The sequence below is a fragment of the Thioclava sp. GXIMD2076 genome, from assembly GCF_037949795.1.
Lineage (GTDB): Bacteria > Pseudomonadota > Alphaproteobacteria > Rhodobacterales > Rhodobacteraceae > Thioclava > Thioclava kandeliae.
On record NZ_CP149934.1, the window covers coordinates 33,886 to 60,881 of the forward strand.

Sequence of the window (26,996 nt, forward strand, 5' to 3'; positions counted from 1 at the left end):
GGCATAGGGGATCTGCAACGGACCCGAGCACGGGCAGATGGCCCGAACCAGAATAGCCCGCCAACAAGGAGACCCAGAATGCGTGATTTCGAGACTCCCTACCTGTCCGCCCGCGCGCGACACGAGTTGCACCATCGCATGCGTCGTGGCGCATCGCGCCGAGATGTCATGAAGATGCTGGTGGCATCGGGGATGACCATCGCCTCTGCCGGACTGGTTGCAGGCTCTGCCACATCCGCCTTTGCCGCGACGCCCAAGCGCGGGGGAGATCTGAAGGTGGCTGGCTCGTCCTCCTCGACCGCCGAGACCCTCGATCCGGCATGGTTCCGCTCCGGCACCGATTATGCGCGCGGCTTCATGATCTATAACGGTCTGACGCGGCTTGACGGGCAATTGACCCCGCAACCGGAACTGGCGACCGAATGGGCGAGCGATGATGGCAAGACCTGGGTCTTCAAACTGCGTCAGGGCGTGACCTTCCATGACGGCCGCTCCTTCACCGCCGATGACGTGGTGTTTTCTCTCCTGCGCCATAATGACCCCGCAACCGCCTCGCGCGCGACGAGCTATACCAAGGATATCACCGGCGTGACGGCGAACAGCCCGTCGGAAGTGACCATTACCCTTGCCAGCGCCAATTTCGATCTGCCGGTGGCTCTGGGCACCTTCAACCTGATGATCGTGCCCGCAGGCACGACGGATTTCGCCAAGGGCATCGGCACCGGCCCCTACAAGCTCGACAGTTTCGAGCCGGGCGTGCGCTCGCTGGTCAGCCGCTATGACGGGTATTTCAAGGACGGTCTGCAATTCGTCGATACGATCGAGTATTTCGGTCTTCCCGAGGAAAGTTCGCGGCTCAACGCGCTGCGTGCGGGCGAGGTGAATCTGACCACCGGTATCAATCCGCGTTCCTCGCGTCTGATCCAGACGACGAAGGGGGTCGAGCTGTTCGTGACCAAGTCCGGCACCTATTCGGATCTGATCATGCAAAAGACCGATGCGACCGTCGGCAGCGATGATTTCGCGCTGGGAATGAAATACCTGCTGGACCGTCAGACGATCCAGAACTCGATCTACCGCGATTTCGCCACTGTTGCCAATGACCAGCCCATCGCGCCGACGATGAAATATTTCAACGAAAGCCTCGCACGGCGCGAATTCGACCCCGAAAAGGCCAAATTCCATCTGCAAAAGGCGGGTGTCATGGGCCAGAGCATTCCTCTGGTGGCTTCGGCAGGCGTCGGCAATACGCTGGATATGGCGCTGATCCTGCAGCAATCGGCCAAGGAGATCGGGCTTACCATCGACGTGCAGCGTGTGCCGGTTGACGGCTATTGGTCGAATGTCTGGATGAAAGTGCCCTTCGGTTTCGGGACCATTACCCAGCGCCCGACTGCCGATATGATCTTCTCGCTCTGCTATGCGTCGGACGGGGCTTATAATTCCTCGAAATGGAAGAGCGACAAATTCGATCAGGCGCTCCTGGCCGCGCGTGTCGAGACCAACGAGGACAAACGCGCCTCGCTCTATGCCGATATGCAGGAGATGGTCTCCAACGAAGCGGGCTCGGGCATTCCGGTCTTCTTCAGCAATATCGATGCGCATAGCTCCTCGCTCAAAGGGCTCGAGCCGATCCCGACCGGCAATATGATGGGCTATGCCTTCGCCGAAAACGTTTGGCTTGACGCATGATTGCGCTGATCCTCAAACGTATCGTTCTGGGGCTGCTGACGCTCTGGCTGGTTGCGACGCTGGTGTTTCTGGTGTCGGGCAGCCTGCCGGGCGATGCGGCGGCGAGCCTTCTGGGACAGGATGCGACGCCCGAGACGCTGGCCGCACTGCGCGCCAAGATGGGGCTCGATCAGTCGGAACTCATGCGTTACCTTCACTGGCTTGGCGGGATCGCCCATGGGGATTTCGGCGTTTCGCTGGTGGACGGGCGTCCGGTGACCGAGGTGATCTCAACCCGTCTGGGCAATTCGCTTCTGTTGGCGGGTCTGTCGACGCTGGTGGCCATTCCGGTGTCGCTGGTGCTGGGTATTGCTTCGGCCATGCGGCCCAATTCGGTCTTCGACCGGCTCACCACCTTCCTGTCGATTATCGCGCTTTCGACACCGTCCTTCCTGATTGCCACCGTCATCGTTCTGGTGCTGTCGGTCTGGACGGGCTGGTTTCCGGCGCTCTCCTCTATCGACCGTGTGACCTCTTTCGGCGGGCTGCTCCATACGATGGCCCTGCCGGTGATCGCGCTGTCTTTGTCGGTGATCGGACAGATGGCGCGGATGACGCGGGCGATCTTGCTGCAGCAGATGAACGAACCCTATGTGGAGACAGCCGTTCTCAAGGGCTCGACCAGCCTGCGTGCCACCGTCTTCCATGCGCTGCCCAATGTGGCGGGGCCGATCGTCAATGCCTCGGCGCTGTCGCTGAACGCGTTGATTTCAGGTGTGGTCTTCGTCGAGGTGATCTTCGCCTATCCGGGACTGACCAAGCTGATGGTCGATAGCGTCTCGAACCGCGATCTGCCGCTCATGCAGGCCTGCGCGCTGATCTTTTGTGCCGGTTTCCTTGTGCTGGTGCTGATCGCCGATGTGATCGCCATTCTTGCCAACCCCAAACTGAGGAGCGCATGATGATGGACAGTTCCGTATCGCGCCCCGCGCGCGGCCTGCGCCGCCCCGTCCTGCCAAACTGGCCGATCCTGTCGGTGATGGGTGCTATTGTCTTCCTGTTCTGGGCCTTCATCGCCATTTTCGGCGACTGGCTGACGCCCCATGATCCGGGCGAATTCATCGACAGCTGGAATGTGCTGGGCCCGCCTACCGCGCAGACATGGCTTGGCACCGACTATCTGGGCCGCGATGTGCTGTCGCGGATCATGACGGGGGCCAAATATACCGTGGGCCTGCCGTTCCTGACTGCGGGGCTTGCACTGTTTTTCGGGCTGATCCTCGGGGTGGGGGTTACACTGGTGCGTGGACCTCTGGATACGGCGCTCTCGTGGCTGATGGATACCGTCAACTCGCTGCCTTCCACCATTTTCGCACTGGTGGCCGTGGCGGGGTTCGGCACCTCGATCCCCGTTCTGGTGATTGTGATCACCGCGCTCTATATCCCCTCGGCCTACCGCAATGTGCGGGCGGCGGCGATGAATGTGTCGCGGCTTGAATTCATCGATGCGGCGCATGTGCGCGGCGAGGGGCCGCTCTATATCATCTTCCGCGAGATCCTGCCCAATATCCTGCCCAATCTCGTTACCCATTTCGGGATCATGTTCATCTATATCGCGCTTCTTTTGTCGGGCCTGTCCTTCCTCGGGCTGGGTGTGCAGCCGCCCGAAGCCGATTGGGGTGCGCTGATTGCCGAGAATATGATGGGGCTGAGCTATGGGGCGCTTGCGATCTTCGCACCTGCCCTGGCGCTCTTGTCGCTGACCATGTCGATGACGCTGATGGTCGATGCCATCTCCGCACAGAAGAAGGAGCGCTGAGATGACCGATCAGAGTTTCATCGAGGTTCAGGGCCTGACCATCGAGGCCGCGGGGCGCGAGATTGTCCGCGATGTCTCCTTCTCGGCCAAAAAGGGTGAGGTGGTGGCACTGATCGGCGAGTCCGGCTCGGGCAAATCTACCATCGCGCTTTCGCTCATGGGCTATGCGCGTCCGGGCTGCACGATCTCCAAGGGGCAGATCCGTGTGGGCCAGCGCGATGTGCGCGCCCTGTCCAAGGCGCAGCTGCGGGACTATCGGGGGCGCGACATTTCCTATGTCGCACAATCGGCGGCAGCCGCGTTCAACCCCGTCAAACGTATCCGCTCGCAGGTGGTCGAGGCCGCGAAGCTGCATAACACCATGTCCAAGGACGCAGCACTGGCCCGCCAGAAAGAGCTGATGGCCACGATGGCGCTGCCCGATCCCGAGACGATCGGCGAGTGTTACGTCCATCAGGTCTCGGGCGGCCAGTTGCAACGGATGATGGCGGCGATGGCGATGATGAATACCCCCGAGGTGATGATCTTCGACGAGCCGACCACCGCGCTGGATGTGACCACGCAGGTCGAGGTGCTGAAGGCCTTCAAGGATATGATCCGCCAGCAGGGCGTGACCGCCATCTATGTCAGCCATGATCTGGGTGTGGTCGCGCAGATTGCCGACCGGATCATCGTGTTGAAAGACGGGCAGGTGATGGAGAATAACGAGGCCGGTGCCGTGCTGGAACGCCCGCAATCGGGCTTTACCTCGGCGCTCCTGAAAGCCTCGGAGCCGCGCCGGCTGGAGCTGGACACCACCACTGATCCCGATACGGTGCTGGAGGTCGCGATGCTGACCGCAGGTTACGGCCCGATCCGCAACAATATGCCCCGACATCCGGTGCTACGCGATATCTCCTTCAAGATCGGCAAGGGCCAGACACTGGGGCTGATCGGGGAATCCGGCTCGGGGAAATCGACCATGGGGCGGGTGCTGGCGGGGCTATTGCCTGCCGCGCATGGTTATGGGCTCCTGAACGGGCGCGAACTGAATATCACCAATGCACGCAAGCGGTCGAAACAGGACCGGCGCGAGTTGCAGATCGCCTTCCAGATGGCCGATACCGCGCTCAATCCGCGCTTGAGCAATGCCGATATCCTTGGCCGCCCGTTGAAATTCTACCATGGGCTGGGGCGCGAGGCGCGGCGCAAGCGGGTGCTGGAGCTGCTGGATATGGTGCGGCTTCCAGCGCATCTGGCGGATCTGTCGCCGCGCGAGCTGTCGGGCGGGCAGAAGCAGCGGATCAATCTGGCGCGTGCGCTGGCCGCCGAGCCGTCACTGGTGATCTGCGACGAGGTGACGTCGGCGCTTGATACGGTGGTGGCCAATGCGGTGATCGAGTTGCTCGTCGAGCTCCAGCGCGAGCTGGGCCTGTCCTATCTCTTCATCAGTCACGATCTCGGGAAGGTCGAGGCGATGTGTAACGAGGTGATGGTCCTCTACAAAGGCCGCGAGGTCGAACGTGCCCCTCGTGACCGCCTGAGCGCCGACCCCCAGCATTCCTATACCCGCGATCTCGTCCGCGCCGTGCCGCAACTGCGCCGCGGCTGGCTGGAAGAGGTGACGGGGCAAGGTCATTATTGAGGCCCCAGATCATTGGAACGGGCCGCATAACGAGGGCCCGCTGCGCAAAAATCCAACGGAGAGCAAGATGAATACCCACGCAAAACCGGCACAGCTGCGCACCCGCGATCCGCTGTTGACCGAGTTCAAGCTGAAACATCTGACGATGCGCAACCGCATCATTTCGACCTCGCATGCGGCGACCGCAGGCGGTGGCGGCTATCCGCGTGAACAGTATCAGGCCTATCACGAGGAAAAGGCCAAGGGCGGTCTGGCGATGACCATGATCGGCGGCTCCTCGCAGGTCAGCCCTGACAGCAACTGGGGCGGCAACCAGATGGATGTCAGCCATGATGACGCTATCCCCTATCTGCAACAGATGTCCGCGCGTGTGCACAAACATGGTGCCCATATCATGTGCCAGATCTCGCATCTGGGGCGCCGTGCCGATGCGACGGTGCGCGACTGGTTGCCCGCGCTGGGGCCGTCGCGCCTGCGCGAGATGCGTCACCGTGCGATTGCCCACGAGATGGACGAGCACGACATCCGCCGCGTGATCCGCGATTACACCGCGGCTGCGCGCCGATTGAAAGAGGGCGGTTTTGACGGGCTGGAGACGTTGGCAGGCGGCCACCTGATCGGCCAGTTCTTCTCGCCGCTGACCAACTTCCGGACCGATAAATGGGGCGGCTCGGTGCAGAACCGTGTGCGTTTCGCACTGGAGTTGCATGACTCCATCCGCCGCGAAGTGGGCGACGATTTCGTCGTCGGCATGCGCTATGTGGTTGATGAAGGCGAGAATATCGGTCTGAATTTCGATGAATGTCTCGAGATTGCGGGTATCCTGCAGCAGGAGACCTCGATTGATTTCTTCAACTGCATCTTTGGCAAGATGGATACGGGGCTGGCGCTGGTCGAGCACAACATCCCCAATATGGCCCGCCCCTCGGCGCCTTTCCTGAAAACCGTGGGCGAGTTCAAGAAACAGGTGAAGCTGCCGGTCTTTCATGCCGCGCGCATTCCCGATCTGGAAACCGCACGTTACGCGATTTCCGAAGGGCTGCTCGATCTGGTAGGCATGACCCGCGCCCACATCGCCGACCCCTATATCGTGCGCAAGCTCGAACAGGGCGAGGCCGACCGCATCCGCCCCTGTATCGGCACCTCGCATTGCCTCTACCGGTTAGGCAACTGCATCCATAATGCGTCATCGAACCGCGAATATAAACTTCCCCATATCGTGCCGAAGGCGGAGGTGCAGAAGAAGGCCGTGGTAGTGGGCGGCGGTCCTGCGGGGCTTGAGGCCGCGCGTGTTCTGGCCGAGCGTGGCCATCAGGTGACGCTGTTCGAGGCGGGCCCGAAGCTGGGCGGTCAGGTGCTGATCGCGGCACTTGCGGGCTGGCGTCGGGATCTGATCGCGATCGTCGACTGGCGTGTGGTCGAGTTTGAGCATCTGGGCGTGAAGGTCGTGACCGATTGCTTTGCCGGCGAGGAAGAGATTGCGGCAGAGGCCCCCGATGTGGTGATTATGGCAACCGGCGGTCTGCCGGATACCACCGTCCCGGAGGGCGGCGAGGAGCTGGTGAAATCCACATGGGATGCGCTCAACGAGCCGCAGACTATCGGCCAGAAAGTGTTGGTCGTGGATGGCACCGGCCGCCATCAGGCACCGTCCACCGCGCTGACGCTGGCCGAGATGGGCCGCGATGTCAGCCTGACGACAATGGATGAATTCATGGCGCAGGAGATGGAATACCAATCGCGCATCACCTATCGCAAGAAGCTTGCGGCGCTCCATACGAAGGTCGATATCGACCTCGAGATCCGCAAGGTCGAGCGCTCGGGCAACGGGCTGAAGGTGACCATGGTCCATATGCTGACGGGCGAGCGGATTGCCTATGAGGTGGATGATGTGGTCGTCGATCACGGCTCGCTGCCCTATGACGAGCTGTATCAGGAGATGCGGAGCGCTTCGGCCAATAATGGCGAGACACAACTCGACGAGTTGCTGGCGCTCAAGCCGCAACCCGGCACGCCTGCCAAAGGCGAGGGCTATGCGCTCTTTGCCATCGGCGATGCGGTTGCCTCGCGCTCGATCCATGCCGCGATCTATGACGCCTTCCGCCTCTGCCTCGTGATCTGAGGGGAGGCAGAAGCTGTCCGTACTTATCCATATGGGCAGCATAAAAATTCGGCGCAGCCACGTTGCTGCGCCTAAAATCCGCTCATATGGCCGGATCTGGCGCAGAGCCTGCGAGGATATGACGGCCTTGCGGGAAATCCTCTTGCCTTGATCCGGCGCACAACTAGCAATGGGACGACATCAGTGAACATCCCGTTGAGATCTGCCTCTATGGCGTGAAACCCTGAAGGAAAACCTCAATGAACCTGAATGATTACAAGATCCTGACCTTCGATGTCTATGGCACGCTCATCGATTGGGAAAGCGGCATGGTCGAGGGGCTGAAGCCGCTGACGGCGCGGCTGGCATCGCCCCTGTCGCGCGATCAGATCCTCGAGGCGCATGCCTATCATGAAAGCACCCAGCAGCGCTGGACCCCCGCGATGCCCTATTCCCGCCTGCTGGCAACCGTCTATCGCCGCCTCGCCGAGGAATGGGATATTCCGGTCACTTGGGAGGAATGCGAGACCTATGGCCAGTCGGTGAAGAACTGGCCCGCGTTCGAGGATTCGGCGGGCGCCCTGCAATATCTGCAGAAATACTTCAAACTCTGTGTGCTGACCAATGTCGATGCGGCCTCGTTCAAACATTCCAATGACAAGCTGGGTGTGACCTTCGATCACGTCTATACCGCCGAGGATGTGGGCAGCTACAAGCCGTCCGACAGGAACTTCGATTATATGATCGAACATCTGGCGCGTGTCGGGATCGAGAAACACGAGATTCTGCACACCGCCGAAAGCATGTTCCACGATCACAAGCCCGCCAACCGTCACGGCCTGACCTCCGCGTGGATCTACCGCCGCCATGACAAAAAAGGCTTCGGTGCCACGATGAACCCGGGCGAGATGCCGAATTACGATTTCCGCTTCAATTCGATGGCGGATCTGGTTGCGGCCCACCAGGCCGCGCTGCGCAAAGCCTCCTGAAGACCTAACAGACGGATCCCCTCGACGTGACGATCAAACTCGACCGTATCGACATCAGTATTCTCAACGAGCTGATGAAAAATGGCCGTATCTCCAATGTACGGCTATCGGAGCATGTGGGTTTGTCGGCCTCTCCCTGCCTCCAGCGGATCAAGCGGATGGAGGCGGCGGGGGTGATCGCGGGCTACGGGGCGCAGGTCGATATGACCAAGGTCTCGCAGCCCGTTACCGTCTTCACGGAATTTACCCTGTCCGATCACCGGCGCGAGCTGTTCTCGCGCTTCGAGCAGGAAGTCGGGCGGTTGCGTCAGGTATCGGAATGCCATCTGATTTCAGGCGGCTATGACTATCTGGTAAAATTCACCTCCCGCAACGTGTCCGAATATCACGAGACTATCGAGGCGCTACTGGAGCGCAATCTCGGGATCTCGCAATATTTCAGCTATATCGTGATCAAATCCCCGATCCAGAAAAGCATCGTGCCGCTCGAAGATCTGCTCTGAGCACTCGGCCACGCGGGGTGGTATTGCGCCCCGTCTTTCCGACAAAAGAGGCCTTGGCGTGGCGCATATGCCGCCACGTTCGTCGCGCCGTTCAGGTTGGCCTGAATGGCGCGTAAACACGCATAATCTGCGGTGTTTTATGGGTGTATGCCTAATTTCTCGCCTTTTATCCGACTTGGCGAGGCTGGTTTCCAAAAAGCTTTGACTCATACGTAATATGAATGAAGATGACTTAGTAATTCATATTTTGTATTTGTGAGCGATGGACACCAGAGACCTCCAGATATTCCTGAGCGTGATCGAAGAGGGAAGCATCACCAAAGCGGCGGCCAAGATCGGCACATCGCAGCCTTCCGTCTCGCGCACGGTGCAGGATCTCGAAGCCGAACTGGGCTTTGCGCTGTTGCATCGTGTGGGGCGGGGGATCCAGATCACCGAGGAGGGGCTCGCCTTTGGCGATGAGGCCCGGCGTCTTCTGATGTCCTTTGGCGAGCTGGCCGCACGGGCCAAGATGATTGCCGCGGGCAGGGGGCGTATCCTGCAAGTTGCCAGTATCTCGGCGATCGGCACGAGTCTGATCCCTGCCGCGCTGGCGGATCTCGGAACGGCGGGTCTGCCGCAGGAGACCCATGTGGGCCAGTTCCTACCTTCGGTCGTCGTGCAGGAAGTGCGCAGCGGACGGGCGGAGCTGGGTTATTGCAGCTTGCCGCTTGATACGTCGGGCGTCGAGGTCTTGCGGCTTTATAGCGCCCCTGATGCCATCGCCCTGCGTGAGGATGATCCGCTGGCAGCCCAAGAGGTGGTGCCTGTGGATAGCCTCGCCAACCGGCTGATGGTCACCATGCTCAATCCACTCAGGTTCCAGATGCATGTGGCGCGGGTATTGGCCGCGCGCGGCGTGCAGGTGGGGCAGGTAATCCGCACCAATATTTCCTATGCGGCGCTACAGATTGTCAGCCGCACAGGGGCTGCGGCGATTATCGATCCGGTCTCCGCGTGGGGCATGAATGTGCCAGGCGTCGTGATCCGCCCGATCGATGCGGAGGTGCCCTTCTACTGGGGGGTGCTGACGGCAAAGGGTCGGCCCCTGAGTGCGACGGCCATGCGGCTTGCCGATCAGGTCGAGGCCAATGCCGAACGTCTCATCCCGGGTTTTGCGCGGCTTGACCCGGCGCTTGCCGGCGGGCTCACGCCTCCGGCGCCCGAATTCTCGAACTATGGAACGGAAACATGATGGATAACACTCTCCCGTCACAGAATGCGGGATTGGCCGCGCTGGAAGCGCAACTGGCCGAGGATCTCTCGCTTCTGGAACTGCCGGCGAAATCATGGGTCCCGCAGCGTCAGCACAAGGGCGAGGAGGTCCGCGATGTCGTGGTGATCGGCGCGGGTATGTGCGGTCTGACAGCCACTGCCAAGCTGGTCTTCAGCGGGATCGACAATATCGTGACCTATGATGCGGCCCCCGAAGGTCAGGAAGGCCCATGGGTCACCTTCGCGCGGATGGAAACGCTGCGCTCGCCCAAGATCCTGACCGGCCCCGCGCTGGGACTTCCGCGCCTGACCTTCCGCGCGTGGTTTGTTGCGCAATGGGGACAGGCGGCATGGGACGCGCTCGACAAGATCCCGAAGAACCAGTGGATGGACTATCTGGTCTGGTATCGTAAGGCGCTGGACCTGCCGGTGAAAAACGATGTGCGCATGACCTCTCTCGAACAGGAGGGTGATCTGATCGCCGTCACCGTCGAGGGGGCCGAAACGGGGCGCATCCTGACCCGCAGGCTGGTTCTGGCAACGGGCCGCTCGGGGCTCGGCGGCACCTATGTGCCCGAAATGATCCGCGCCATCGATCCGCGCTTCTGGGCGCACTCTGCCGATGATATCGATTTTGACGCCCTCAAGGGCAAACGGATTGCGGTGATCGGCGCCGGGGCCTCGGCGATGGATAATGCGGCGACGGCGCTCGAGGCGGGCGCGGGGTCGGTCGATATGCTGATCCGGCGCAAGGAGATGCCGCGGATCAACAAGATGACTGGGATCGGAAGCTATGGCGTGGTGCAGGGCATGCACCGTCTGCCCGATCTGTGGAAATGGAAGTTCTTCGATTATACCGCCCGGACCCAGACGCCGCCGCCGCGCAATTCGACGCTGCGTGTGAGCCGTCACGAGAATGCGCGCTTCTTCCTCGATTGCGGGCTGGAGAGCATGGCTGTCGAGCAGAACGAACTGGTCATCGAGACGACACAAGGCGAGATGCGCTTCGATTTCCTGATCGCGGCGACAGGGTTCGTGAACGATTTCGACGGGCGGGCCGAGTTCGCGAATTTCGCGCCTTTCATCCGGCGCTGGAAGGACGGGCGCGAGACCCCCGAGATGGGCCGCCCGCGCGCAGGCCTGTCGGATGCGCCGGATCTGGGGCCGGATTTCGAGTTCCGCGAACGCGAGCCGGGCAGCTGTCCGATGCTGGCCCATATCCATTGTTTCAATGACGCTGCCATGCTGACCCATGGTAAGGTTTCGGGCGATATTCCGGCAGTCAGTGCCGGTGCCGAGCGGTTGGTGCAGGGGATTGCCGCCTCGCTCTTTGCCGAAGATGTCGAGACCCATTTCAAGAACCTGCAAGCCTATGACACCCCCGAACTTCAAGGGGACGAATGGGTCGATGCGACCCTCAGCCTTCATGAAGGAGCTTCCGTATGAGTGATGCCCTAGACCTCGCGGCGGGCCTGAAGCCGCAAGACCCGGTCTACCGTGCCCGCAGGGCCCGTCCCGAATTTGTGGAAGGGGCCGAGATCTGCCGTGCATCCGTGCTCGCACCCGAACACGGGCTGGGTCTCGATGGCGATCTGCGCCACGCGCTGGCCTTGCGGATGGCGCGCCTGAACGAGGACGAGGCGCTGGTGGCGCAATATTCCGAAGCGCTGGCCCATCTTGATCCGCTCGATCCGCTGGTCGCGCTCGGGAATGGCGCGACAGGGCTCGAGGCGCCGCATGCCGCGATCGCGCGCCATGTTGACATGGTCACGCTGACACCGTGGCAGGCAGGCCCCGAGCATATCCGCGCGCTCGAGGCGGCAGGGCTCAGCTCGCCGCAGATCATCGCGCTGTCCGAACTGATCGCTTTCGTGAATTTCCAGACCCGTGTTGCCGCCGGTCTGCGCCTGTTGAGGTCCTGATGATCCCTACCGTCCGTATCAAACCGCTCGAATGGTATCCCTATATCGAACCGGTCAAACTGTCCGAGGCCACCCCCGAGCAACTCGACGCGATGAAGGTCACGCCCTCGGCCACCAAGGTCTCGGACTATGTGCGCACGCTGGCCCATGACCCCGAAAGCTATGTGGCGCGCACCGTTCTGTTCAATGCGATCATGTATGCCGAGGGCGGGCTCAACCGTGCCGATCGCGAACTTGGGGCCTTGGGTGCCTCCATGGTGAATGGCTGCAAATATTGCGCCGTGGTCCATGCCCGCCGTCAGGCGCAGCTGGCCAAGAGCGATACCGCCGTCAGCGCGCTATTCGTGGGCCAGCCCGAGGCACTGGGTGCGCGCGATGCCGCCATCTATGCCTTTGCCCGCAAGCTCTCGGTGACACCGAGCGAGGCCCGAGCGGAGGATGTGGCGGCCCTTCGGGCGCAGGGCATGTCGGATGAGGAGATCATCGACCTTATCCATTCTATCGCGATCTTCGGCTGGGCGAACCGGCTGATGCATGTTCTGGGGCACGCGGCACCCGCTGCCTGACAACAGGAGACGAACCATGCTTTCTATCAAAGACCTGAAGCTCGCCTATGGCAGCAACCAGATCCTCAACGGCGTCAATCTCGATGTCGCGAAGGGCGATGTCGTCTCGATCATCGGGCCGAGCGGCACCGGCAAGACGACGCTTCTGAAATGTATCAACTATCTGGCAAAGCCCCAATCGGGGACCATTTCGCTCGATGGGGTGCAGATGGATTATGCCCGCGCCGACAAGAAGGCGATCCGCGATATCCGCCTGCGCACGGCGATGGTGTTCCAGCAGTTCAACGTCTTCCGCAACATGACCGTGATCCAGAACATCATGGACCCGCTGGTGGTGGTGCAGAAGAAATCGCGCGAGGAAGCCCGCGAGATCGCCCTGCGCGAGCTGGACCGCGTCGGCATGACCGAGCGTCAGGATCACTACCCCTCGCAGCTTTCGGGCGGTCAGTTGCAGCGCACGGGTATCGCCCGCGCGCTGGCGGTGCGCCCTGATGTCATCCTCTTCGACGAGCCGACCTCCTCGCTCGACCCCGAGCTGGTGAACGAGGTGCTGAAAGTCATCAAGGATGTGACGGGCTCGGGCATCACCTCGCTGCTGGTGACCCACGAGATGCAGTTCGCCCGTTCGGTCTCGAACCGGATCGTCTTCATGGAAGGTGGTGTGGTTGCCGCCGAAGGCAGTCCCGACGAGATTTTCGAAGCCCCCGCCACCCCGCGTCTCGCGCAATTCCTGCGCGCGGAACTCGAATTCGCTTAAGACCAACTGATAAAGGATAACAGGGAATGCTGACACTGACTTCTATGCTTGGCCGCAGATTTGCGCTGACACTCCTTGGCGCGGCGGGCCTTGCCATGGCCACCTCTGGTCTCGCGCTGGCCGAAGATGCTCCGCGCGTCATCAAGATCGCGACGGCGGCGGAATCCAAACCGCTCTCCTGGGGCGCCATCGGCCACGAGCCGCAGGGCTACGAGCCCGATGTGCTCAAGGCGATCAATGCCAAGCTGCCGCAATACAAGTTCGAGATGGAGGGTGCGGCCGATATCGCGCAGGAGACCGGTCTGGCCACTGGTAAATATGACATGATCACCGGCGGTTACTACTCCAACCCCACCCGTGCCAAGCAGTTCCTGATCCCCGAGAACCCGATCGGTGCAAGCATGATGAAGATCTATTCGCGCAAAAGCGATGAGATCAAGGATATGACCGGTCTGGCCGGTAAGAAAATTGTGCCCGTAACGGCAGGCGGCGGCGTGTATAAATTCGTGACCGGCTGGCAGGAAGAGCATCCGGATGTGAAGTTCAAGCTTACCGCCTCGAGCGCAGGCGTGCCCTATCCGACCCGCCTCAACGAGCTGAACCAAGGCAAATATGACGCCCTGATCCTGCCCTCCAATCTGGGCGAGGCCACCGTGATCGAACAGCAGAAACTGGATATCGTGGCCTCCGAGCCGGTCGTCGTGCACAACACCTATGTGCTGATCCATCGCGACGCCGAGAACGAGCAGCTGGCTGCAGATGTGAGCAAGGCGCTTGGCGAGCTGCGCGAGGATGGCACGCTCGATCAGATCTCCGAGAAGTGGTTCGGCGAGAAAGTCGGCGCCTATATGACGCTCAACTGAGCCTAGTCCCCAAACCGGATCGGGCTGTCATGGCCCGATCCCGTCCCTAAGCCCACAGGAGTATTCCCCTTGGATCTTGCCGTTCTCGTTCCGGAACTGATCTCGGCCCTGCCGCTTACGCTGTTCATCATGTTCGTCGCGATGGCTGCGGGGTTCGTTCTGGCATTCATCACCACCTTCTTCCGTATCTGCCGTGTGCCGGTCATCAGCCAGCTCGCCGATCTCTATGTGTCCTATGCGCGCAGCGTTCCGGTCGTGTTGCAGCTTTTCGTCGTCTATTATGGCCTGCCGGTCTTTGTGGCCCAGTTCGGCCTGCCCGATATTTTCGATGCCAATCTGGCGGCAATGGTGGGGCTGAGCCTCTATCACGGCGGCTATCTCTCCGAGGTCATGCGCCCGGCCTATCTGGCGGTCGAGCGCGGTCAGCACGAGGCGGCGGATTCACTGGGCTACGGGTTCTTCCGCAAGCTCACCCGTGTGGCCGGCCCGCAGGCCGCCCATATCGCCTTGCCCGGCTATGGCAATTCGATCATCTATCTCATCCATAACGTGGCCCTCGTGATGTATATCGGCGCGGCCGATGTGATGGCCACTGCCCACCTTGTGATGGAGCGCGATTACAACCAGTACCAGTTCGAGACCTATCTCGTGCTCGCGGTGCTCTATTCGGCGCTCTGCCTTGTCGCATGGGCTATCATCCGCCTGCTCGAGCGCCGCTCGGGGCGCTACACCCAGCAGGGCGCGCGCCGCCTCAAACTCGCCCCCTCCGTGTAAAGCCGGAAAAGGATACGACCCATGTTCGATTTATCTCTCCTCATTCCGGATTTTCTGTCGATCCTTCCGGTAGTGCCGTGGACCCTGGCGATGGCCGTAGCGGTTTTCGTCCTCTCGACATTGCTGGGCAGCCTGTTTGCGCTATGCGAATACCGCCGTATTCCGGTTCTGCGCGAGCTGGTCGTGGCCTATAAGGTGGTCTTCAAGGGCGTGCCGATGGTGGTGGTGATCTTCCTCACCTATTTCGGCCTGCCTGCGGCGCTGGAGTTCGTCACCGGGCTGGTGGGGCTCAAGGTGAACGGCCATATGACGCCCAACTGGGTGACGCTGATCGTGGCGCTGACTTCCTGTGTGGCCGCCTTCCAGACCGAGGTCATCAAGGGCGCGCTCAACTCCTTCGACAAAGGGCAGGCCGAGGCTGCGCATTCGCTCGGCTATACCGGCTGGCAACTCTTCCGCAGGGTGCTCCTGCCGCAGGTCACAGTGGCCGCCATCCCCGATCTGGCCAATTCGGTCATGGTCATCATGAAGGCATTGTCGCTCGGTTTTGCCATCGAGGTGGTGGATATCTTCGCGCAGGCCCAACTGACGGCGGCGCTCAACTTCTACTATCTCGAAGCGTTCCTCGTGGCCGTGGTGATCTATATGGTCATCGCCTATCTGGTGACCCAGCTCGCCGATTTCAGCGAGCGTCGTCTGCGTCTACGCAGCTGAGATCTGCTCTTGCGCCTATGCGGCCTGTCCCTTGCACAAAGGGGCAGGCCGTTTCCATGGGCCGCTTCAGTCCAGATCGGCGGCGCTGTGGCGGTTGGGCACGCCATTCTCGCCGGTCGCATTCACACGGCGGCCGCGCTGGACGGCCGGCCGCGCCGAGATCTCGCTCACCCAGCGGCCCAGATGCTCGTAGTCCTGCACCTGCAGGAAGGTCGCCGCATCACCGTATTGGCGCCCCTCGACCAGCCCGCCATACCAAGGATAGATCGCCATATCCGCGATCGAATACATGTCCCCCGCGATATAGGGGCGCTCAGCCAGTGTGCGGTCCAGAACATCGAGCTGGCGCTTGGTTTCCATCGCGTAGCGGTTGATCGGATATTCGAGCTTTTCGGGCGCATAGGCGTAGAAATGCCCGAAGCCGCCGCCCAGGAAGGGCGCCGAGCCCATCTGCCAGAAGAGCCAGTTCATCACCTCGGCGCGCGCGGGCCCCGAGGCCGGCAGGAAGGCCCCGAATTTCTCGGCCAGATATATCAGGATGGAGCCGGATTCGAAAACCCTGACCGGTTCGGCTCCGCTATGGTCCACCAATGCGGGGATCTTCGAGTTGGGATTGATCTCCACGAAACCCGAGCCGAACTGGTCGAGCTTCATGATCTCGATGAGCCATGCGTCATATTCGGCATCGATCCCCGCCGCGAGCAGCTCCTCGAGCAGGATCGTCACCTTCTGACCGTTCGGCGTGGCCAGCGAGTAGAGTTGCAGCGGGTGCGCGCCTTTGGGCAGCTCCTTGTCGAATCGCGGGCCGGCGGTGGGCTGGTTGATGGCACCGAACCGGCCACCCGTCTCTTCGGGGGCGGTCCAGATCTTGGGCGGGGTATAGGTTTGAGCCACGGAAATGATCCTATGTCGGAGTGAAAGTCCTGTCTGTGCAAGCTAGGGCGCACAATTGGCAAGAAAAACCCCGTATCCGCCAATGCCGGAGCGCAGAGGACCCTTGGTCACCGCACAGGCAAGCAGAAACGGCACCAAGAGATGCGCATTACCAATGAATTAAGGGTTGCCGCTTATGTGTAGGGAGAATGCCCGCGCCGCAAACCGTGCGCAGATTCTTGTCAACGGAGTAGGTCCTTGCGCTATCTGAAATCCTCTCTCGCCATTCTCGCCGTTTTTCTCGCCTCGATGATGCCGGCTCTGGCCCAGTCGCCGGTCCTGACGATTATCGGTGCCCCGGGCCATACCGCGCCTGTCGAACTCGATCGCGCAGCCCTCGAGGCGCTGCCGTCGGGAAGCTTCACGACCACCACCACCTGGACCAAGGGGCCGCAGGAGTTCAAAGGGGTCTATCTTGCCGATCTTCTCGCCGAATATGGTGTTAGCGAGGGCAATCTGAAACTGACGGCGGTCAATGATTACTCGGTCACTGTGCCGGTGTCCGAGCTGCATCCCAACGAGGCGCTTCTGGCCTATTCACGCAATGGAGAGACGATGTCGGTGCGGGATAAGGGACCGCTCTGGGTGGTCTATCCCTATGATTCCGACGAGGCGCTGCGCAACGAGGTCGTCTATGCGCGCAGTATCTGGCAGGTCGTCAAGATCGAGATCCTGAACTGAGATCCGCCGCGCCATGAGTCACCAGTTCCTTCGTGATGCCAGAAAGCGTAACCGCTTCATCGCGGCCCTCGGGCTGGTGCTCATCATTGGCGTGGCGCTTTACGGGATCTTCCAGAACGCGCGGGACGTCGGGCGCGAAATTGATACTCTGGCCAGCGCCAATACCGACAGCCCGCAATGGACCCTCTCGCAGATCGAGGTGGAGTTCGACCGGATGCGGCTGGCGCTACTTGGCGTCAAACCCGAAGTGTCCGAAACGGTGGAGGATTTCCGCCAGCGCTTCGACATATTCTACAGTCGTATCCAGACGGTGACCGAAGGCTCTGGCTTCCGCGAGATCCTGCGCGATCAGGGCGGCGCCAAGCCTTTGGCTTCGGTCTGGCATTTTCTCGACCATACTGCCGAGCGGCTTGATGGCAATCTGCCTTTCAACGAAGCGATGAAAGCGCGTGTGGTTGCCGAGGCGCGCGCCGCCGAAGGCGACCTGCGCGCGCTCGCACTGATGGGGCTTTCGATCTTTTCCGAACAGATCAAGGACCAGCGCGAGCTGGTCTTCAAGGCGCTGGTCAAGCTGGCGTTGATGACCTTGATCCTGTTTTCCATCCTTGCGATGGGGGCGGTGGCGCTCTGGCGCCTGTGGCGGTTCGGCCAGCAGAAGGCGCTGTCCTTGCGCGATGCGATGACGCGGATCACGGCGGTGGTCAACGCGTCGGTCGATGCGGTGGTCGTGGTGGATGCCGAAGGGACCATCGTCGAGTTCAATGGTGCGGCAGAGACCATCTTTGCGTGTCCGAAGGCCGAGGCGATCGGGCGCGAGATGGCGGACTTCGTGACGCTCCCCACTACGGCGGCCAGCCGTCGCGGTCTGAACGAGCTTGAAGCCAAGCGCGCCAATGGCGAGGTGTTCCCCGCAGAACTGTCCATCCGCGAGGCCGAGCTGCGTTCCGGGCGCCTGCATGTCATCTATCTGCGCGACATTTCGCGCCGTGTCGCGGATAAGGCCGAGCTGATTGCGGCGCGTGACAGGGCACTGGCTGGCGAGCGCGAGAAATCGCGCTTTGTCTCGGTCATGAGCCACGAGTTGCGCACGCCGCTCAACGGTCTGCTCGGCTCTTTGGAGCTGATCCGCGATACCGATCTCGATCAGCGCCAGACCTCCTTGGTCGAGGCGATGGAATTTGCAGGCCAGTCGCTCTTGCAACATGTCAATGACGTGCTTGATGTCGAGCGGTTGGATGCAGGTAAGCTCGATATCGCAAAGGTCGACTTCGATCCGCGCGGGCTGGTGGAAGAGATTGCCAAGGCGTTGCGCCCTGCTGCGTCCGGGCGCGGTAATTCGCTGACAGTGGAGCCCATGACGTCGATCCCCAAAGCGGTGATCGGCGATCCGGCGCGCCTGCGGCAAGTCATGATGAACATCGTCGGCAATGCGGTCAAATTCACCCGCAACGGGCTTGTCCAGATCGAGATGGAATATGCGATGGCGGGGCAATCGCTCGAGATCAGGGTCATCGATAGCGGCATTGGGATCTCGCGGGCTGATCAGGAACGGATCTTCGAGGATTTCGTGTCGATCCTGCCTACCGGCGCGCAAGACATATCGGGGACGGGTCTGGGGCTGGGTATCGTGCGCCGTCTTCTCGAGGCGATGGGCGGAAAGCTCGGCGTGGAGAGCGAGCCGGGCGAGGGCACGGTGTTCTGGTTCTCGTTACCTGCGCCTACGGCGCTGGTGCGGCGTCAGGCCGAGCCGCAGCCTAAGGCTGCGGCCGTCATTCCACCTTGCGATATCCTGATCGTCGAGGATAACGCCCTCAACCGCGAGGTTCTGCGCCAGATGCTCCTGCAGGGGCAGCACCGGGTGGTGATGGCCATTGACGGGCAGGACGGGGTAGATGCGGCGCGCAAGCAGAAATTCGACTTGATTCTCATGGATCTGAACATGCCGGTCCTCGACGGGCGGCAGGCCACTCGGGTCATTCGTGCCAGCGACGGGCCGAACCGCGACACGGTGATCGTGGCGGTCACCGCCAATATCTCGCCCGAGGCGGCGGCGGAGCTGAAGACGGCGGGCTGCGACGATGTCGTGTGCAAGCCGATCAACCGTGCCGCGCTGAACCGTCTGCTTCTGGCCCAGCATCAGCAGCAGTCGCAGCTGGATGCAGAGGCGGATGGCTTTGCCGATCCGCTGATCCGCGATGATCTGCGCGAGATGTATGGCGCGGAGGAATTTAGTGCCCTCGAGCAGGCCTTTCTTGCCGAGGGGCGCAAACGGTTATCGACCCTCCAACAGAACCTCATGTATGACGATCTGGAAAGCTTCGCCTCGATCGCGCATCAGTTCGCGGGATCTGCGGGAATATTGGGGTACAAGAAGCTGCATTCCATGCTCAAATGTTACGAGAACAGCGCAAGGGACGGCGATAAGGACGAGTTGTCGCGCAAGATGGAAGAGCTTCTTGATCTCTGGGTCCGTGTGGAGGAGATGATCCACGGGTCGTCCGCTGGACCGTTTTTGACGCCGGCATCTGCCGCGCCTGCACCGCGTAAGATCCTTCCCTGAGAGTGGCGCATACGCTCGGGAATGACAGGCCGTATTATCCATCTTGTCAGCCGTCCGCATGAAGGCTAGAGGCGGGGCCGCGCGCGTGCCGAGAGCTAACCGGCTCCGCATGTCACGCATCTGTCTTTATCGTCATGCCATGTTCGTCCCGAACACAGAGAGGGTCCGCCTATGACACAGGTTCCGTTGCAGATGGGGTGGGAGGAATGGCTGGCATTGCCCGGGCTCGGGGTGCCTGCGATATTGGCCAAGGTGGACACAGGCGCGCGGACATCGGCGCTGCATGCGTCTGGCATCGAGATTACCGGCACGGCCGAGGCGCCGATGGTGCGTTTCACCCTGCAGCCCGTGCCGGAAAATGACGCGATTGCAGTGCAGTGTGAATGCCCGCTTCTGGACCGGCGCGATGTGACCTCGTCGAATGGCGAGACCGAGCAGCGCTATGTGATCGGCACAGATGTCGAGGTGGGCGGCGCCCGCTGGCCGATCGAGATTACGCTGACCGACCGCTCGACCATGGCCAGCCGAATGCTGCTGGGCCGGCAGGCTCTGGGAGATCATGTAACGGTGCTGCCTGCCGAGCGGCGGTTGCAGGCCGAGCTGGATTATACGGGCTACACCGTGCCCGCGCCTGATGATCAGGCCCGTCCGAGCCTGCGGATAGCCATCCTTACACGCGAGGATAACTTCACCACCCAGCGTCTGGTCGAGGAGGGCCGCGCGCGGGGCCACAAGGTCGATGCGATCGACACAACGCGCTGCTATATGGCGATCAACACGCTCGCGCCCGAGATCTATTATGACGGGCGCAAACTGCCGCGCTATGATGCGGTGATCCCGCGGATCGGCGCATCCATCACCCCTTACGGGGCGGCGGTGCTGCGCCAGTTCGAAACGCTGGGCACCTATTGCGTGAACGGCTCGCACGGGATTATGGCCTCGCGTGACAAGCTCTGGGCGCATCAGATCCTTGTGGGCGCAGGGATCGGGATGCCCGACACCGCCTTTGCGGCCTCGCCCAAGGATACCACCAACCTGATCGAACTGGTGGGCAATGCACCGCTGATCGTGAAGCTTCTGGCCTCGACGCAGGGCAAGGGTGTGGTGCTGGCCGAAACGCGCAAGGCCGCAGAAAGCGTGATCTCGGCGTTCCGCGGGCTGAAGGCCAATTTCCTCGTGCAGCATTTCGTGCGAGAGGCGGCGGGCGAGGATATCCGCTGTCTGGTGATCGGCGGCAAAGTCGTGGCCGCGATGAAGCGCAAGGGGGCGGAGGGCGAGTTCCGCTCGAACCTGCATCAGGGTGGCACGGGCGAGGTGGTGAAGATCACCCAGCAGGAGCGCCGCATGGCGGTGAAGGCCGCGCGCAGTTTCGGGCTCGGCGTGGCAGGGGTAGACCTTCTGCGCGCCTATGACGGTCCGAAGGTGCTGGAGGTCAACTCCTCCCCCGGTTTTCAGGGGATCGAGGCGGTGGCGGGCAAGAATATCGCAGCCCTTCTCTATCGTGAGATCGAGCAGCGCAAAGCCGTTCCCCGCAAGGCCTGATCAGTAGCCGGTGACGCCTTCAAGGGCGGGGAGCGGCACGGGAGCCGTCACGTCTTCGGGGCGGCGCTTCTCGTAGAAGGCGTTACCGCCTGTGGTCAGCACATAATTGATATTGTTGTAGCGCGCGCGATAGGTTGCGGTGTGGAAATACAACGAGTTGCCGATATAGGGGTGACGCTCGCCGCGCAGCACCGAGCGCGCTGCCGCGCGGATATAGGGCGCGCTGTCGAGATTCATCTTGCGGCTCATGATGCCGCGGGCGAACTGGTTTTTCTGCATCACGACACCGCAGACCGTATTCGGGAAATCGGGCGAGCGGACGCGGTTCATCACCACCGAACCGACGGCGATCATCCCGTCGCGGCTGGAGCGGTTGGATTCGAAATACATCGCCCGTTCCATGCATTCCTGCGGGGTGGCACGCGGACCTATGCCGCAGCCTGCCAGAAATGCGCTCAGCACCAGTCCGGCAAGGAGAGCGAGGCGGGAAGAGAGAAGATGGGGCACGATTGGATCCGCGATCGAAAGTTTGGCTGTGGTTAACGTGTCAGATATTCGTCGAGCTGGCTATGCAAAAGCTCCAGCGCCTTGCGCAGATCGGTCTCGGTGGTCTGCGGCGGCAGGGGAGGCAAAGCCGCCCCTACATCATGGCGAATGGCTTGCGCGAAGCTTCTGGCCGTTTCTTCGAGCGCACGGGCTTTCTCCGGATCGGGTTCGGGGGCCAGCAGGGCATGGCCGGTTACGGCGCCTGCCAGCACCCTGAGCGCGCCCAGAACGCGGGCGGCCTTGTCCAGCTGATCGGCCGAACGCCGCCCCTCCATCATCTTGCGCTGGCGCACGGTCTCGGCATGGGTGCTTTCGAGCCCCGCCTGCCGGCGCAGCCGGTCAACGGGTTCGGGCAGGCCGGTGCTGCCGACCGAGGCCGCCGCATAGTCCATATTGGCCTGCACGGCACGCGCCAGAATATCGCGGAAATAGGGTTCGGCACGGCCCGGCCAGAGGGTGGCGCCCACGACGAACGCGATGGCCGAGCCCAGGATATTATCGAGCGCGCGCGACAGGGCAATGCCGTGATCGGGCATCAGCAACTCTGTCACCAGAACGAAAAGCGCGCTGACCCCTATGGTGAAGATGGTGTAATTCACCCGTTTGAAAGCGATGGTGAGCGCCGAGGTCGGGATAATCACGGCCAGCAGCGTCAGCTGCCCCGGACCGAGCGCCAGCAGGCCCGCGGCCAGAAGGCCGCCCGCGATCGAGCCCAGAACCCGTTCCAGCATACGCGGCCATGTGGTCGAGAGCGCGGGCTGCAGCACGACGATAGTCGCCATCGTGGCCCAGTAGAAATACTGCATCTCGAGTGTCACGCAGATCAGGTAGGTCGCCACCACTGCAACCGTCAGCCGCAGGGCGTGGCGCAGGATCGGGTCAGGAATGTTGCGCCAGCTGGGGCGGGGCGTGCGGTCCGATTGCGGCGCTTGGGTCTCGGGGGGCTCGCCGCGCAGATGCTCGGCCAGACGCAGGAAGGCCTCTGCAACCGCGCTGACCACGGCCTGCGATTGTGCGCCGCCGCGTTCTGCCGCACGGCGCAGGTCTTCGGCCTCCCAGACCAGCCGGTCGGGATTGGGGTGGCGGGTCATCGCCTGCATCTGCGCCTCCGACAGCAGCGCCCCGATCCGCGCAAGCTGTTCGCGCAGCGGTGCTTCTTCGGTGGGTGCAAGCGGCTCGCTCAGCATGTGGTCGAGCGCGATCATCGCGGCAAAGATCCGGTCGGCGGTACCCAGTTCGGCCATGAACTGGGTCTGGCCATTGCCCACGCCCAGGATGGTGCTGCGCGCCCGTTCGATGGCTGCGCGCAGGGCGCGGCGGTATTCGGGTTCGGCGGCGCCCAGGATCTCCTGCTGGCCCAGCCGCGCGGCCATGGCTGCGTTCATCTCGGAAAGCCGGGCAAAGACCGAGGCGATCGCGCGCCGAGCCGGACTTTGCGAGCGCAGCCGCCAGATCCAGAAGCTGAAGACCAGCGCCCAGATGCCGCCTATGAGAAATGCGCCGGCCAGATGCAGGGAGGCGATTGGCGAGCTGGGAAAGCCCACGGCCACGCCGCCCACCACGCAGATCAGCGTGCCCGACTGCGCGCCTGCGGGGCCGAATGTGCCGCCAAGGGCGGGCAGGAAGATGATCGGGATCAGCGTCAGGCAGGCATAGATCGGCCCGAGGCCTGCGCTTGCCGCGCCAAGGAAAGCCGCCAATGTGCCTGCCGCCACAAAGGCTCCCATCGCGCGGAAACGGGTGCGGTCGCGCCCGCCCGGGTCGCATAGGCAGACCCAGAAGGCGGCAAAGGCGGCCCAGAGGAGCTTCGGCTCGCCACTGGCCACCGCCGTCAGCACCATTGCGGCAAAGGCCAGCGAGGCGCGCAAGCCCTCGGCGACGCCTATGAATTCGGGGACCATGCCGATCGAATATCCCTCGAGCCGCCGCGCGAGGCGGTAGATCAACGAGCCTGGGGCGGCAGGGATGGAGGGCTGGGGCATGGGCTATGTCTTTCGCTCGGATGGACCTGATCTAGGACCATGAGCCGCGTTTGGGAATGCCGCAATCTGTCGCAAGCGGCCGGAACCCTGCGGCTTTGGCCGCGATGCAACAGCGCATGACAAAGGCCGCATCCCTGATGGAATGCGGCCTTCGTGCAGCAGGAGCGCGATCAGACCTGTCTGCGGCGCGCGCGGCGGAAAACACCGATCAATCCAAGGATCACGATCACCGCGATGATGATGCCCGCCCATGTCATCCATGCGGCGTTCTTCACGATCCACGGCACCTCGCCGCCCGAGCGGATGGTGTCCACGGCGGCCTTGTCCAGCTTCGGATCGGTGCCGCCGAAATTCGTCTGGACATACTTGGCAAGGGCCGCGATCTGGCCGTCATCAAGATCGTTCCTGAAGTTCGGCATGACCGAATAGCCCGTCGCATCGTGACGGCTGATGCCTTCGGCAATGGTCATCACGAGGTTCGAGGGATCTTTCGAGGTCACAGGGGCCGATTTCGACAGGCTCGGGAAACGTCCGTCGGGTGCGCCCTGACCATCGACACCGTGACAGGCGGCACAGGCCGAATTGTAGAGCTTCGCCCCATCGGTCGTGCTGTGATCGGCCAGTGCATCGGCATGGTCGGGATTGCCCTGCCAATCGGCGGTCTCGTAGCTCGTGATCGGCACTTCCTGCACGGCGGGGGAGGCCGCCACATCAATGGCCGATTGCACCGCAGGCACTTTCTTGAGATAGGCCGCGATCGCTTCCAGATCGTCATCCTTCAGCTTGCTGAGCGAGTGCTCGACCGCTTCGGCCATCGGACCTGCGGCCGATCCATGCCCTTTGGCAAAGCCGTTTCTCAGATAGGCGACGATATCCTCGTTCGACCAGTCGCCAATCCCGGTGGCCTTGTCGGGCGTGATATTGGGGGCACGCCAGCTTCCCAGCGAGCCACCGCCCAGATATTCGGACTGTTTCTCGTTCATCATCAGCCCGCGCGGGGTGTGGCAGGTGCTGCAATGTTCGAGCGCATCCACCAGATAGGCGCCGCGTGCTTCCTGATCCGACAGGCCGTCCGGTGCCGTCCAGCCAGGCTTGGGCGAGAAGAGCATGTTCCAGCCGATCATCAGCGCGCGCTGGTTGAAGGGGAAGGGCAGGTCGGTTTTCTCGGCAGGGGCTGCATCTACCGGATCAACGCCCTGCATCAGGTAGGTATAGAGCGCCTTCACATCCGCATCCGTCATCTTGGCATAGGACGGGTAGGGCATGGCCGGATAGAGATGGGTGCCATCGGGCGTCACACCCTGACGGATGGCCTTGGCGAATTCGTCCTCGGACCAGGTGCCGATGCCATAGTCCTTGGAAGGCGTGATATTGGTGGCGATGATCGGCCCCATCGGCGAGGAGATCTTGTAGCCGCCCGAGAAGGGTTTGCCATCGACGGGCGCCGTGTGACAGGCGGTGCAGTCGGCGGCGCGGGCGATATATTCGCCCTGTTTCACCAGATCGGCATCCGATTGCGCGAAGGCGCTGGTGGCCAGAGCCGTAAACACCGTTGCAAGAGTAAGCAGACGCATGGCTCAGACCTCCTTCGCGATGGTGTCGGCGGCGCGGATTGCCAGCGCCACGGCGGTCAGCGTCGGGTTGACCACCGACGAGGAGGGCAGGTTACCGGTGCTGACCACGAAGAGGTTCTCGTGATCCCAGCTGCGGCAGTCCTTGTCCACGACCGAGTCCGTTGCCTTGTCGCCCATGATGACCGTGCCCATGATATGGTCATGGTTGGCCAGATCGCGTGACATGTTGAGCACCTCGCCATTCATCGCGCTGACAAACTGCTGATAGTCGTTGATACAGGGGTCGATCGCGCCACGGGCGTAGTCGTCCACCGCATAGGTGATGCGCAAATTGGGTTGGCCGAGCGCGTCCTTATGCGGCCCCGGTTGCACGCGGTTGGCCGGATCAGGCAGCGTCTCGAACATCGAATAGAGGCTCATATAGCGGGCGCTGTCATGTTTGATACGCGCGTCCAGCTCGGAGCCCAGAACGCCTTTTTTCAGCAGGCGTTTGGTCATCGCCTCGTTCGGGACGAAGTTGTTGACCGCGTGTTTCATGCCCGAATGCTGCGAACGTGTCGGGCCGTCGCGATAGCTGAAGATCGCGCCTTGCTGGATCGGGCCACGGCCCGGCCAGACCGGATCTTCCGAGAAGAAGTCAAAGCCCAGGCCAAGGTGTGGCATCAGGTTGCGCCCGACCATATCGCTGGAATTGCCGACCTCGGAGGTGATCATCAGCTTGGCGCTTTCATAGCCATGGGCGGCCAGCACGAAGACCTTCGCGGTCAGGCGGCCTTCGTCCCCTTTGGACGATTTCCATTTGACGGCGGCAATCTTGCCATCTGGACCTTTCTCGATCTGGGTCACGGTGGTGTTGGTCATCAGCTTGACGCCCGCCTCGACGGCGAGATCGGCGTGGAAGACGCCGGAATAATTCGCGCCGATCGGGCAGACAGGGGCGCAGTTGTTGTTGCCTACACAGCCCGGACGGCCACGGTAATTACCGCTCATCATGGCCGAGGGCTCGGCCACCACATCAAAGCCCAGAGGCTCGATCCGGCTTTTGAAGGTGTCCAGCATGTAGCTGTTTTTCTGCGCGGGCATCGGGAAATCTTTGGAGCGCGGAGGCCATGTCTCTCCCTTGCGCACGCCAGACTGGTCTTCCTTCATATTGCCTGCGACGCCAATCTCGTACTCGGCCTTCACATACCACGGCTCGAGATCGCTATATTCGATAGGCCAGTCGCGGCCCACACCATAGGTGGATTGCATCTTGAAGTCATCGGGGATGAAGCGCCATGTCGCGCCGCCCCAGTGCCAAGTCGAGCCGCCCACCAGTTTGAGGAAGTTGGCGATCATCGGGAAGTCGCCATCATTCTCGACATAGTCATGCGAGGCCGAGGTATGCGCCCAGGGCTCGTCCGGATAGGGGCCGTTATAATCGGTGCGGCGGGGAGAATTGCGGAAGGCCTCGATCAGGCGCCAGCGCGGAATGCGCACGCCCGCCTCGAGCATCAGAACGGATTTGCCTTGCTTGGCCAGCTCGTAGGCGGCATTCGCCCCTACCGTGCCGGAACCGATGACAATCACATCGGCATCATAGTCATTAGCCATTGGGTATAGTCCAGATTTCTAAAATAGT

The 26,996-nt window shown here is 61.9% G+C and carries 23 protein-coding genes; 18 read left to right on the forward strand and 5 right to left on the reverse strand.

Annotation, left to right across the window (positions count from 1 at the left end):
* Positions 1 to 78: 78 nt before the first annotated feature.
* From WDB91_RS17250 to WDB91_RS17320, 15 genes are all read left to right on the forward strand, one after another.
* Positions 79 to 1,692 (forward strand): ABC transporter substrate-binding protein, encoded by a 1,614-nt coding sequence (locus WDB91_RS17250; RefSeq protein ID WP_339115385.1) that lies wholly within the window; start codon positions 79 to 81, stop codon positions 1,690 to 1,692.
* A complete protein-coding gene (locus WDB91_RS17255; protein WP_339115386.1) occupies positions 1,689 to 2,633 on the forward strand; it encodes an ABC transporter permease in 945 nt (314 codons plus the stop codon). The genes WDB91_RS17250 and WDB91_RS17255 overlap by 4 nt, the downstream gene beginning before the upstream one ends.
* Positions 2,630 to 3,490, forward strand: a complete 861-nt coding sequence (locus WDB91_RS17260; RefSeq protein ID WP_339115387.1) for an ABC transporter permease — start codon at positions 2,630 to 2,632, stop codon at positions 3,488 to 3,490. Before WDB91_RS17255 ends, WDB91_RS17260 begins: the two co-directional genes overlap by 4 nt.
* A gap of 1 nt (position 3,491) precedes the next feature.
* Entirely contained in the window at positions 3,492 to 5,114 is a 1,623-nt protein-coding gene (locus tag WDB91_RS17265) for an ABC transporter ATP-binding protein (RefSeq protein ID WP_339115388.1), read from the forward strand.
* Positions 5,115 to 5,181: 67 nt separating this feature from the next.
* The gene (locus tag WDB91_RS17270) at positions 5,182 to 7,236 is read left to right on the forward strand and encodes an NADH:flavin oxidoreductase (protein ID WP_339115389.1); all 2,055 of its coding nucleotides are present in this window, start codon (positions 5,182 to 5,184) and stop codon (positions 7,234 to 7,236) included.
* A gap of 239 nt (positions 7,237 to 7,475) precedes the next feature.
* A complete protein-coding gene (locus WDB91_RS17275) occupies positions 7,476 to 8,204 on the forward strand; it encodes a haloacid dehalogenase type II (protein ID WP_339115390.1) in 729 nt (242 codons plus the stop codon).
* Between the two features lie 26 nt (positions 8,205 to 8,230).
* Positions 8,231 to 8,707 carry an Lrp/AsnC family transcriptional regulator gene (locus WDB91_RS17280; RefSeq protein WP_339115391.1) on the forward strand — a complete coding sequence of 159 codons (477 nt, stop codon included), beginning with the start codon at positions 8,231 to 8,233 and terminating at the stop codon, positions 8,705 to 8,707.
* A gap of 262 nt (positions 8,708 to 8,969) precedes the next feature.
* Entirely contained in the window at positions 8,970 to 9,941 is a 972-nt protein-coding gene (locus WDB91_RS17285) for a LysR family transcriptional regulator (protein ID WP_339115392.1), read from the forward strand.
* The gene (locus WDB91_RS17290; protein ID WP_339115604.1) at positions 9,941 to 11,407 is read left to right on the forward strand and encodes an NAD(P)/FAD-dependent oxidoreductase; all 1,467 of its coding nucleotides are present in this window, start codon (positions 9,941 to 9,943) and stop codon (positions 11,405 to 11,407) included. Before WDB91_RS17285 ends, WDB91_RS17290 begins: the two co-directional genes overlap by 1 nt.
* A complete protein-coding gene (locus WDB91_RS17295; RefSeq protein ID WP_339115393.1) occupies positions 11,404 to 11,883 on the forward strand; it encodes an esterase in 480 nt (159 codons plus the stop codon). Before WDB91_RS17290 ends, WDB91_RS17295 begins: the two co-directional genes overlap by 4 nt.
* Entirely contained in the window at positions 11,883 to 12,449 is a 567-nt protein-coding gene (locus WDB91_RS17300) for a peroxidase-related enzyme (RefSeq protein ID WP_339115394.1), read from the forward strand. Before WDB91_RS17295 ends, WDB91_RS17300 begins: the two co-directional genes overlap by 1 nt.
* Before the next feature lie 16 nt (positions 12,450 to 12,465).
* On the forward strand, positions 12,466 to 13,206 hold the full coding sequence (locus WDB91_RS17305) for an amino acid ABC transporter ATP-binding protein (protein ID WP_339115395.1): 741 nt from the start codon (positions 12,466 to 12,468) through the stop codon (positions 13,204 to 13,206).
* A 26-nt stretch (positions 13,207 to 13,232) separates the two neighbouring features.
* Positions 13,233 to 14,069, forward strand: coding sequence for a transporter substrate-binding domain-containing protein (locus WDB91_RS17310; protein WP_339115396.1), 837 nt, complete (start codon positions 13,233 to 13,235; stop codon positions 14,067 to 14,069).
* 69 nt (positions 14,070 to 14,138) lie between these two features.
* A complete protein-coding gene (locus WDB91_RS17315) occupies positions 14,139 to 14,843 on the forward strand; it encodes an amino acid ABC transporter permease (protein ID WP_339115397.1) in 705 nt (234 codons plus the stop codon).
* 21 nt (positions 14,844 to 14,864) lie between these two features.
* The gene (locus WDB91_RS17320) at positions 14,865 to 15,557 is read left to right on the forward strand and encodes an amino acid ABC transporter permease (protein WP_339115398.1); all 693 of its coding nucleotides are present in this window, start codon (positions 14,865 to 14,867) and stop codon (positions 15,555 to 15,557) included.
* A gap of 66 nt (positions 15,558 to 15,623) precedes the next feature.
* On the opposite strand, the gene yghU is transcribed toward WDB91_RS17320, so the two are convergent.
* The gene (yghU, locus tag WDB91_RS17325) at positions 15,624 to 16,457 is read right to left on the reverse strand and encodes a glutathione-dependent disulfide-bond oxidoreductase (RefSeq protein WP_339115605.1); all 834 of its coding nucleotides are present in this window, start codon (positions 16,455 to 16,457) and stop codon (positions 15,624 to 15,626) included.
* Positions 16,458 to 16,688: 231 nt separating this feature from the next.
* Here yghU and WDB91_RS17330 point away from each other — a divergent pair, with 231 nt between their 5' ends.
* The 3 genes from WDB91_RS17330 (at position 16,689) to rimK (ending at position 21,273) form a co-directional block, all read left to right on the forward strand.
* Positions 16,689 to 17,171 (forward strand): molybdopterin-dependent oxidoreductase, encoded by a 483-nt coding sequence (locus WDB91_RS17330; protein ID WP_339115399.1) that lies wholly within the window; start codon positions 16,689 to 16,691, stop codon positions 17,169 to 17,171.
* 13 nt (positions 17,172 to 17,184) lie between these two features.
* Positions 17,185 to 19,731: an ATP-binding protein gene (locus WDB91_RS17335; RefSeq protein WP_339115400.1), complete on the forward strand. Its 2,547-nt coding sequence runs from the start codon at positions 17,185 to 17,187 to the stop codon at positions 19,729 to 19,731.
* 171 nt (positions 19,732 to 19,902) lie between these two features.
* A complete protein-coding gene (gene rimK, locus WDB91_RS17340; protein ID WP_339115401.1) occupies positions 19,903 to 21,273 on the forward strand; it encodes a 30S ribosomal protein S6--L-glutamate ligase in 1,371 nt (456 codons plus the stop codon).
* On the opposite strand, the gene WDB91_RS17345 is transcribed toward rimK, so the two are convergent.
* From WDB91_RS17345 to WDB91_RS17360, 4 genes are all read right to left on the reverse strand, one after another.
* Entirely contained in the window at positions 21,274 to 21,738 is a 465-nt protein-coding gene (locus tag WDB91_RS17345; RefSeq protein ID WP_339115606.1) for a cell wall hydrolase, read from the reverse strand.
* A gap of 74 nt (positions 21,739 to 21,812) precedes the next feature.
* Positions 21,813 to 23,801: an FUSC family protein gene (locus tag WDB91_RS17350; RefSeq protein WP_339115402.1), complete on the reverse strand. Its 1,989-nt coding sequence runs from the start codon at positions 23,799 to 23,801 to the stop codon at positions 21,813 to 21,815.
* Between the two features lie 170 nt (positions 23,802 to 23,971).
* Positions 23,972 to 25,375, reverse strand: a complete 1,404-nt coding sequence (locus WDB91_RS17355) for a c-type cytochrome (protein WP_339115403.1) — start codon at positions 25,373 to 25,375, stop codon at positions 23,972 to 23,974.
* 3 nt (positions 25,376 to 25,378) lie between these two features.
* A complete protein-coding gene (locus WDB91_RS17360; protein ID WP_339115404.1) occupies positions 25,379 to 26,968 on the reverse strand; it encodes a GMC family oxidoreductase in 1,590 nt (529 codons plus the stop codon).
* Between the last annotated feature and the right edge of the window lie 28 nt (positions 26,969 to 26,996).

What these genes read in the sequence shown, in the direction of transcription:
- WDB91_RS17275 (WP_339115390.1), top strand. Translation starts at nt 7,476, where the DNA reads ATGAACCTGAATGATTACAAGATCCTGACCTTCGATGTCTATGGCACG.
- WDB91_RS17270 (WP_339115389.1), top strand. Translation starts at nt 5,182, where the DNA reads ATGAATACCCACGCAAAACCGGCACAGCTGCGCACCCGCGATCCGCTG.
- WDB91_RS17335 (WP_339115400.1), top strand. Translation starts at nt 17,185, where the DNA reads ATGAGTCACCAGTTCCTTCGTGATGCCAGAAAGCGTAACCGCTTCATC.
- WDB91_RS17310 (WP_339115396.1), top strand. Translation starts at nt 13,233, where the DNA reads ATGCTGACACTGACTTCTATGCTTGGCCGCAGATTTGCGCTGACACTC.
- rimK (WP_339115401.1), top strand. Translation starts at nt 19,903, where the DNA reads ATGACACAGGTTCCGTTGCAGATGGGGTGGGAGGAATGGCTGGCATTG.
- WDB91_RS17250 (WP_339115385.1), top strand. Translation starts at nt 79, where the DNA reads ATGCGTGATTTCGAGACTCCCTACCTGTCCGCCCGCGCGCGACACGAG.
- WDB91_RS17285 (WP_339115392.1), top strand. Translation starts at nt 8,970, where the DNA reads ATGGACACCAGAGACCTCCAGATATTCCTGAGCGTGATCGAAGAGGGA.
- WDB91_RS17360 (WP_339115404.1), bottom strand. Translation starts at nt 26,968, where the DNA reads ATGGCTAATGACTATGATGCCGATGTGATTGTCATCGGTTCCGGCACG.
- WDB91_RS17350 (WP_339115402.1), bottom strand. Translation starts at nt 23,801, where the DNA reads ATGCCCCAGCCCTCCATCCCTGCCGCCCCAGGCTCGTTGATCTACCGC.
- WDB91_RS17295 (WP_339115393.1), top strand. Translation starts at nt 11,404, where the DNA reads ATGAGTGATGCCCTAGACCTCGCGGCGGGCCTGAAGCCGCAAGACCCG.
- WDB91_RS17255 (WP_339115386.1), top strand. Translation starts at nt 1,689, where the DNA reads ATGATTGCGCTGATCCTCAAACGTATCGTTCTGGGGCTGCTGACGCTC.
- WDB91_RS17305 (WP_339115395.1), top strand. Translation starts at nt 12,466, where the DNA reads ATGCTTTCTATCAAAGACCTGAAGCTCGCCTATGGCAGCAACCAGATC.
- WDB91_RS17260 (WP_339115387.1), top strand. Translation starts at nt 2,630, where the DNA reads ATGATGATGGACAGTTCCGTATCGCGCCCCGCGCGCGGCCTGCGCCGC.
- WDB91_RS17355 (WP_339115403.1), bottom strand. Translation starts at nt 25,375, where the DNA reads ATGCGTCTGCTTACTCTTGCAACGGTGTTTACGGCTCTGGCCACCAGC.
- WDB91_RS17265 (WP_339115388.1), top strand. Translation starts at nt 3,492, where the DNA reads ATGACCGATCAGAGTTTCATCGAGGTTCAGGGCCTGACCATCGAGGCC.
- WDB91_RS17300 (WP_339115394.1), top strand. Translation starts at nt 11,883, where the DNA reads ATGATCCCTACCGTCCGTATCAAACCGCTCGAATGGTATCCCTATATC.
- WDB91_RS17290 (WP_339115604.1), top strand. Translation starts at nt 9,941, where the DNA reads ATGGATAACACTCTCCCGTCACAGAATGCGGGATTGGCCGCGCTGGAA.
- WDB91_RS17320 (WP_339115398.1), top strand. Translation starts at nt 14,865, where the DNA reads ATGTTCGATTTATCTCTCCTCATTCCGGATTTTCTGTCGATCCTTCCG.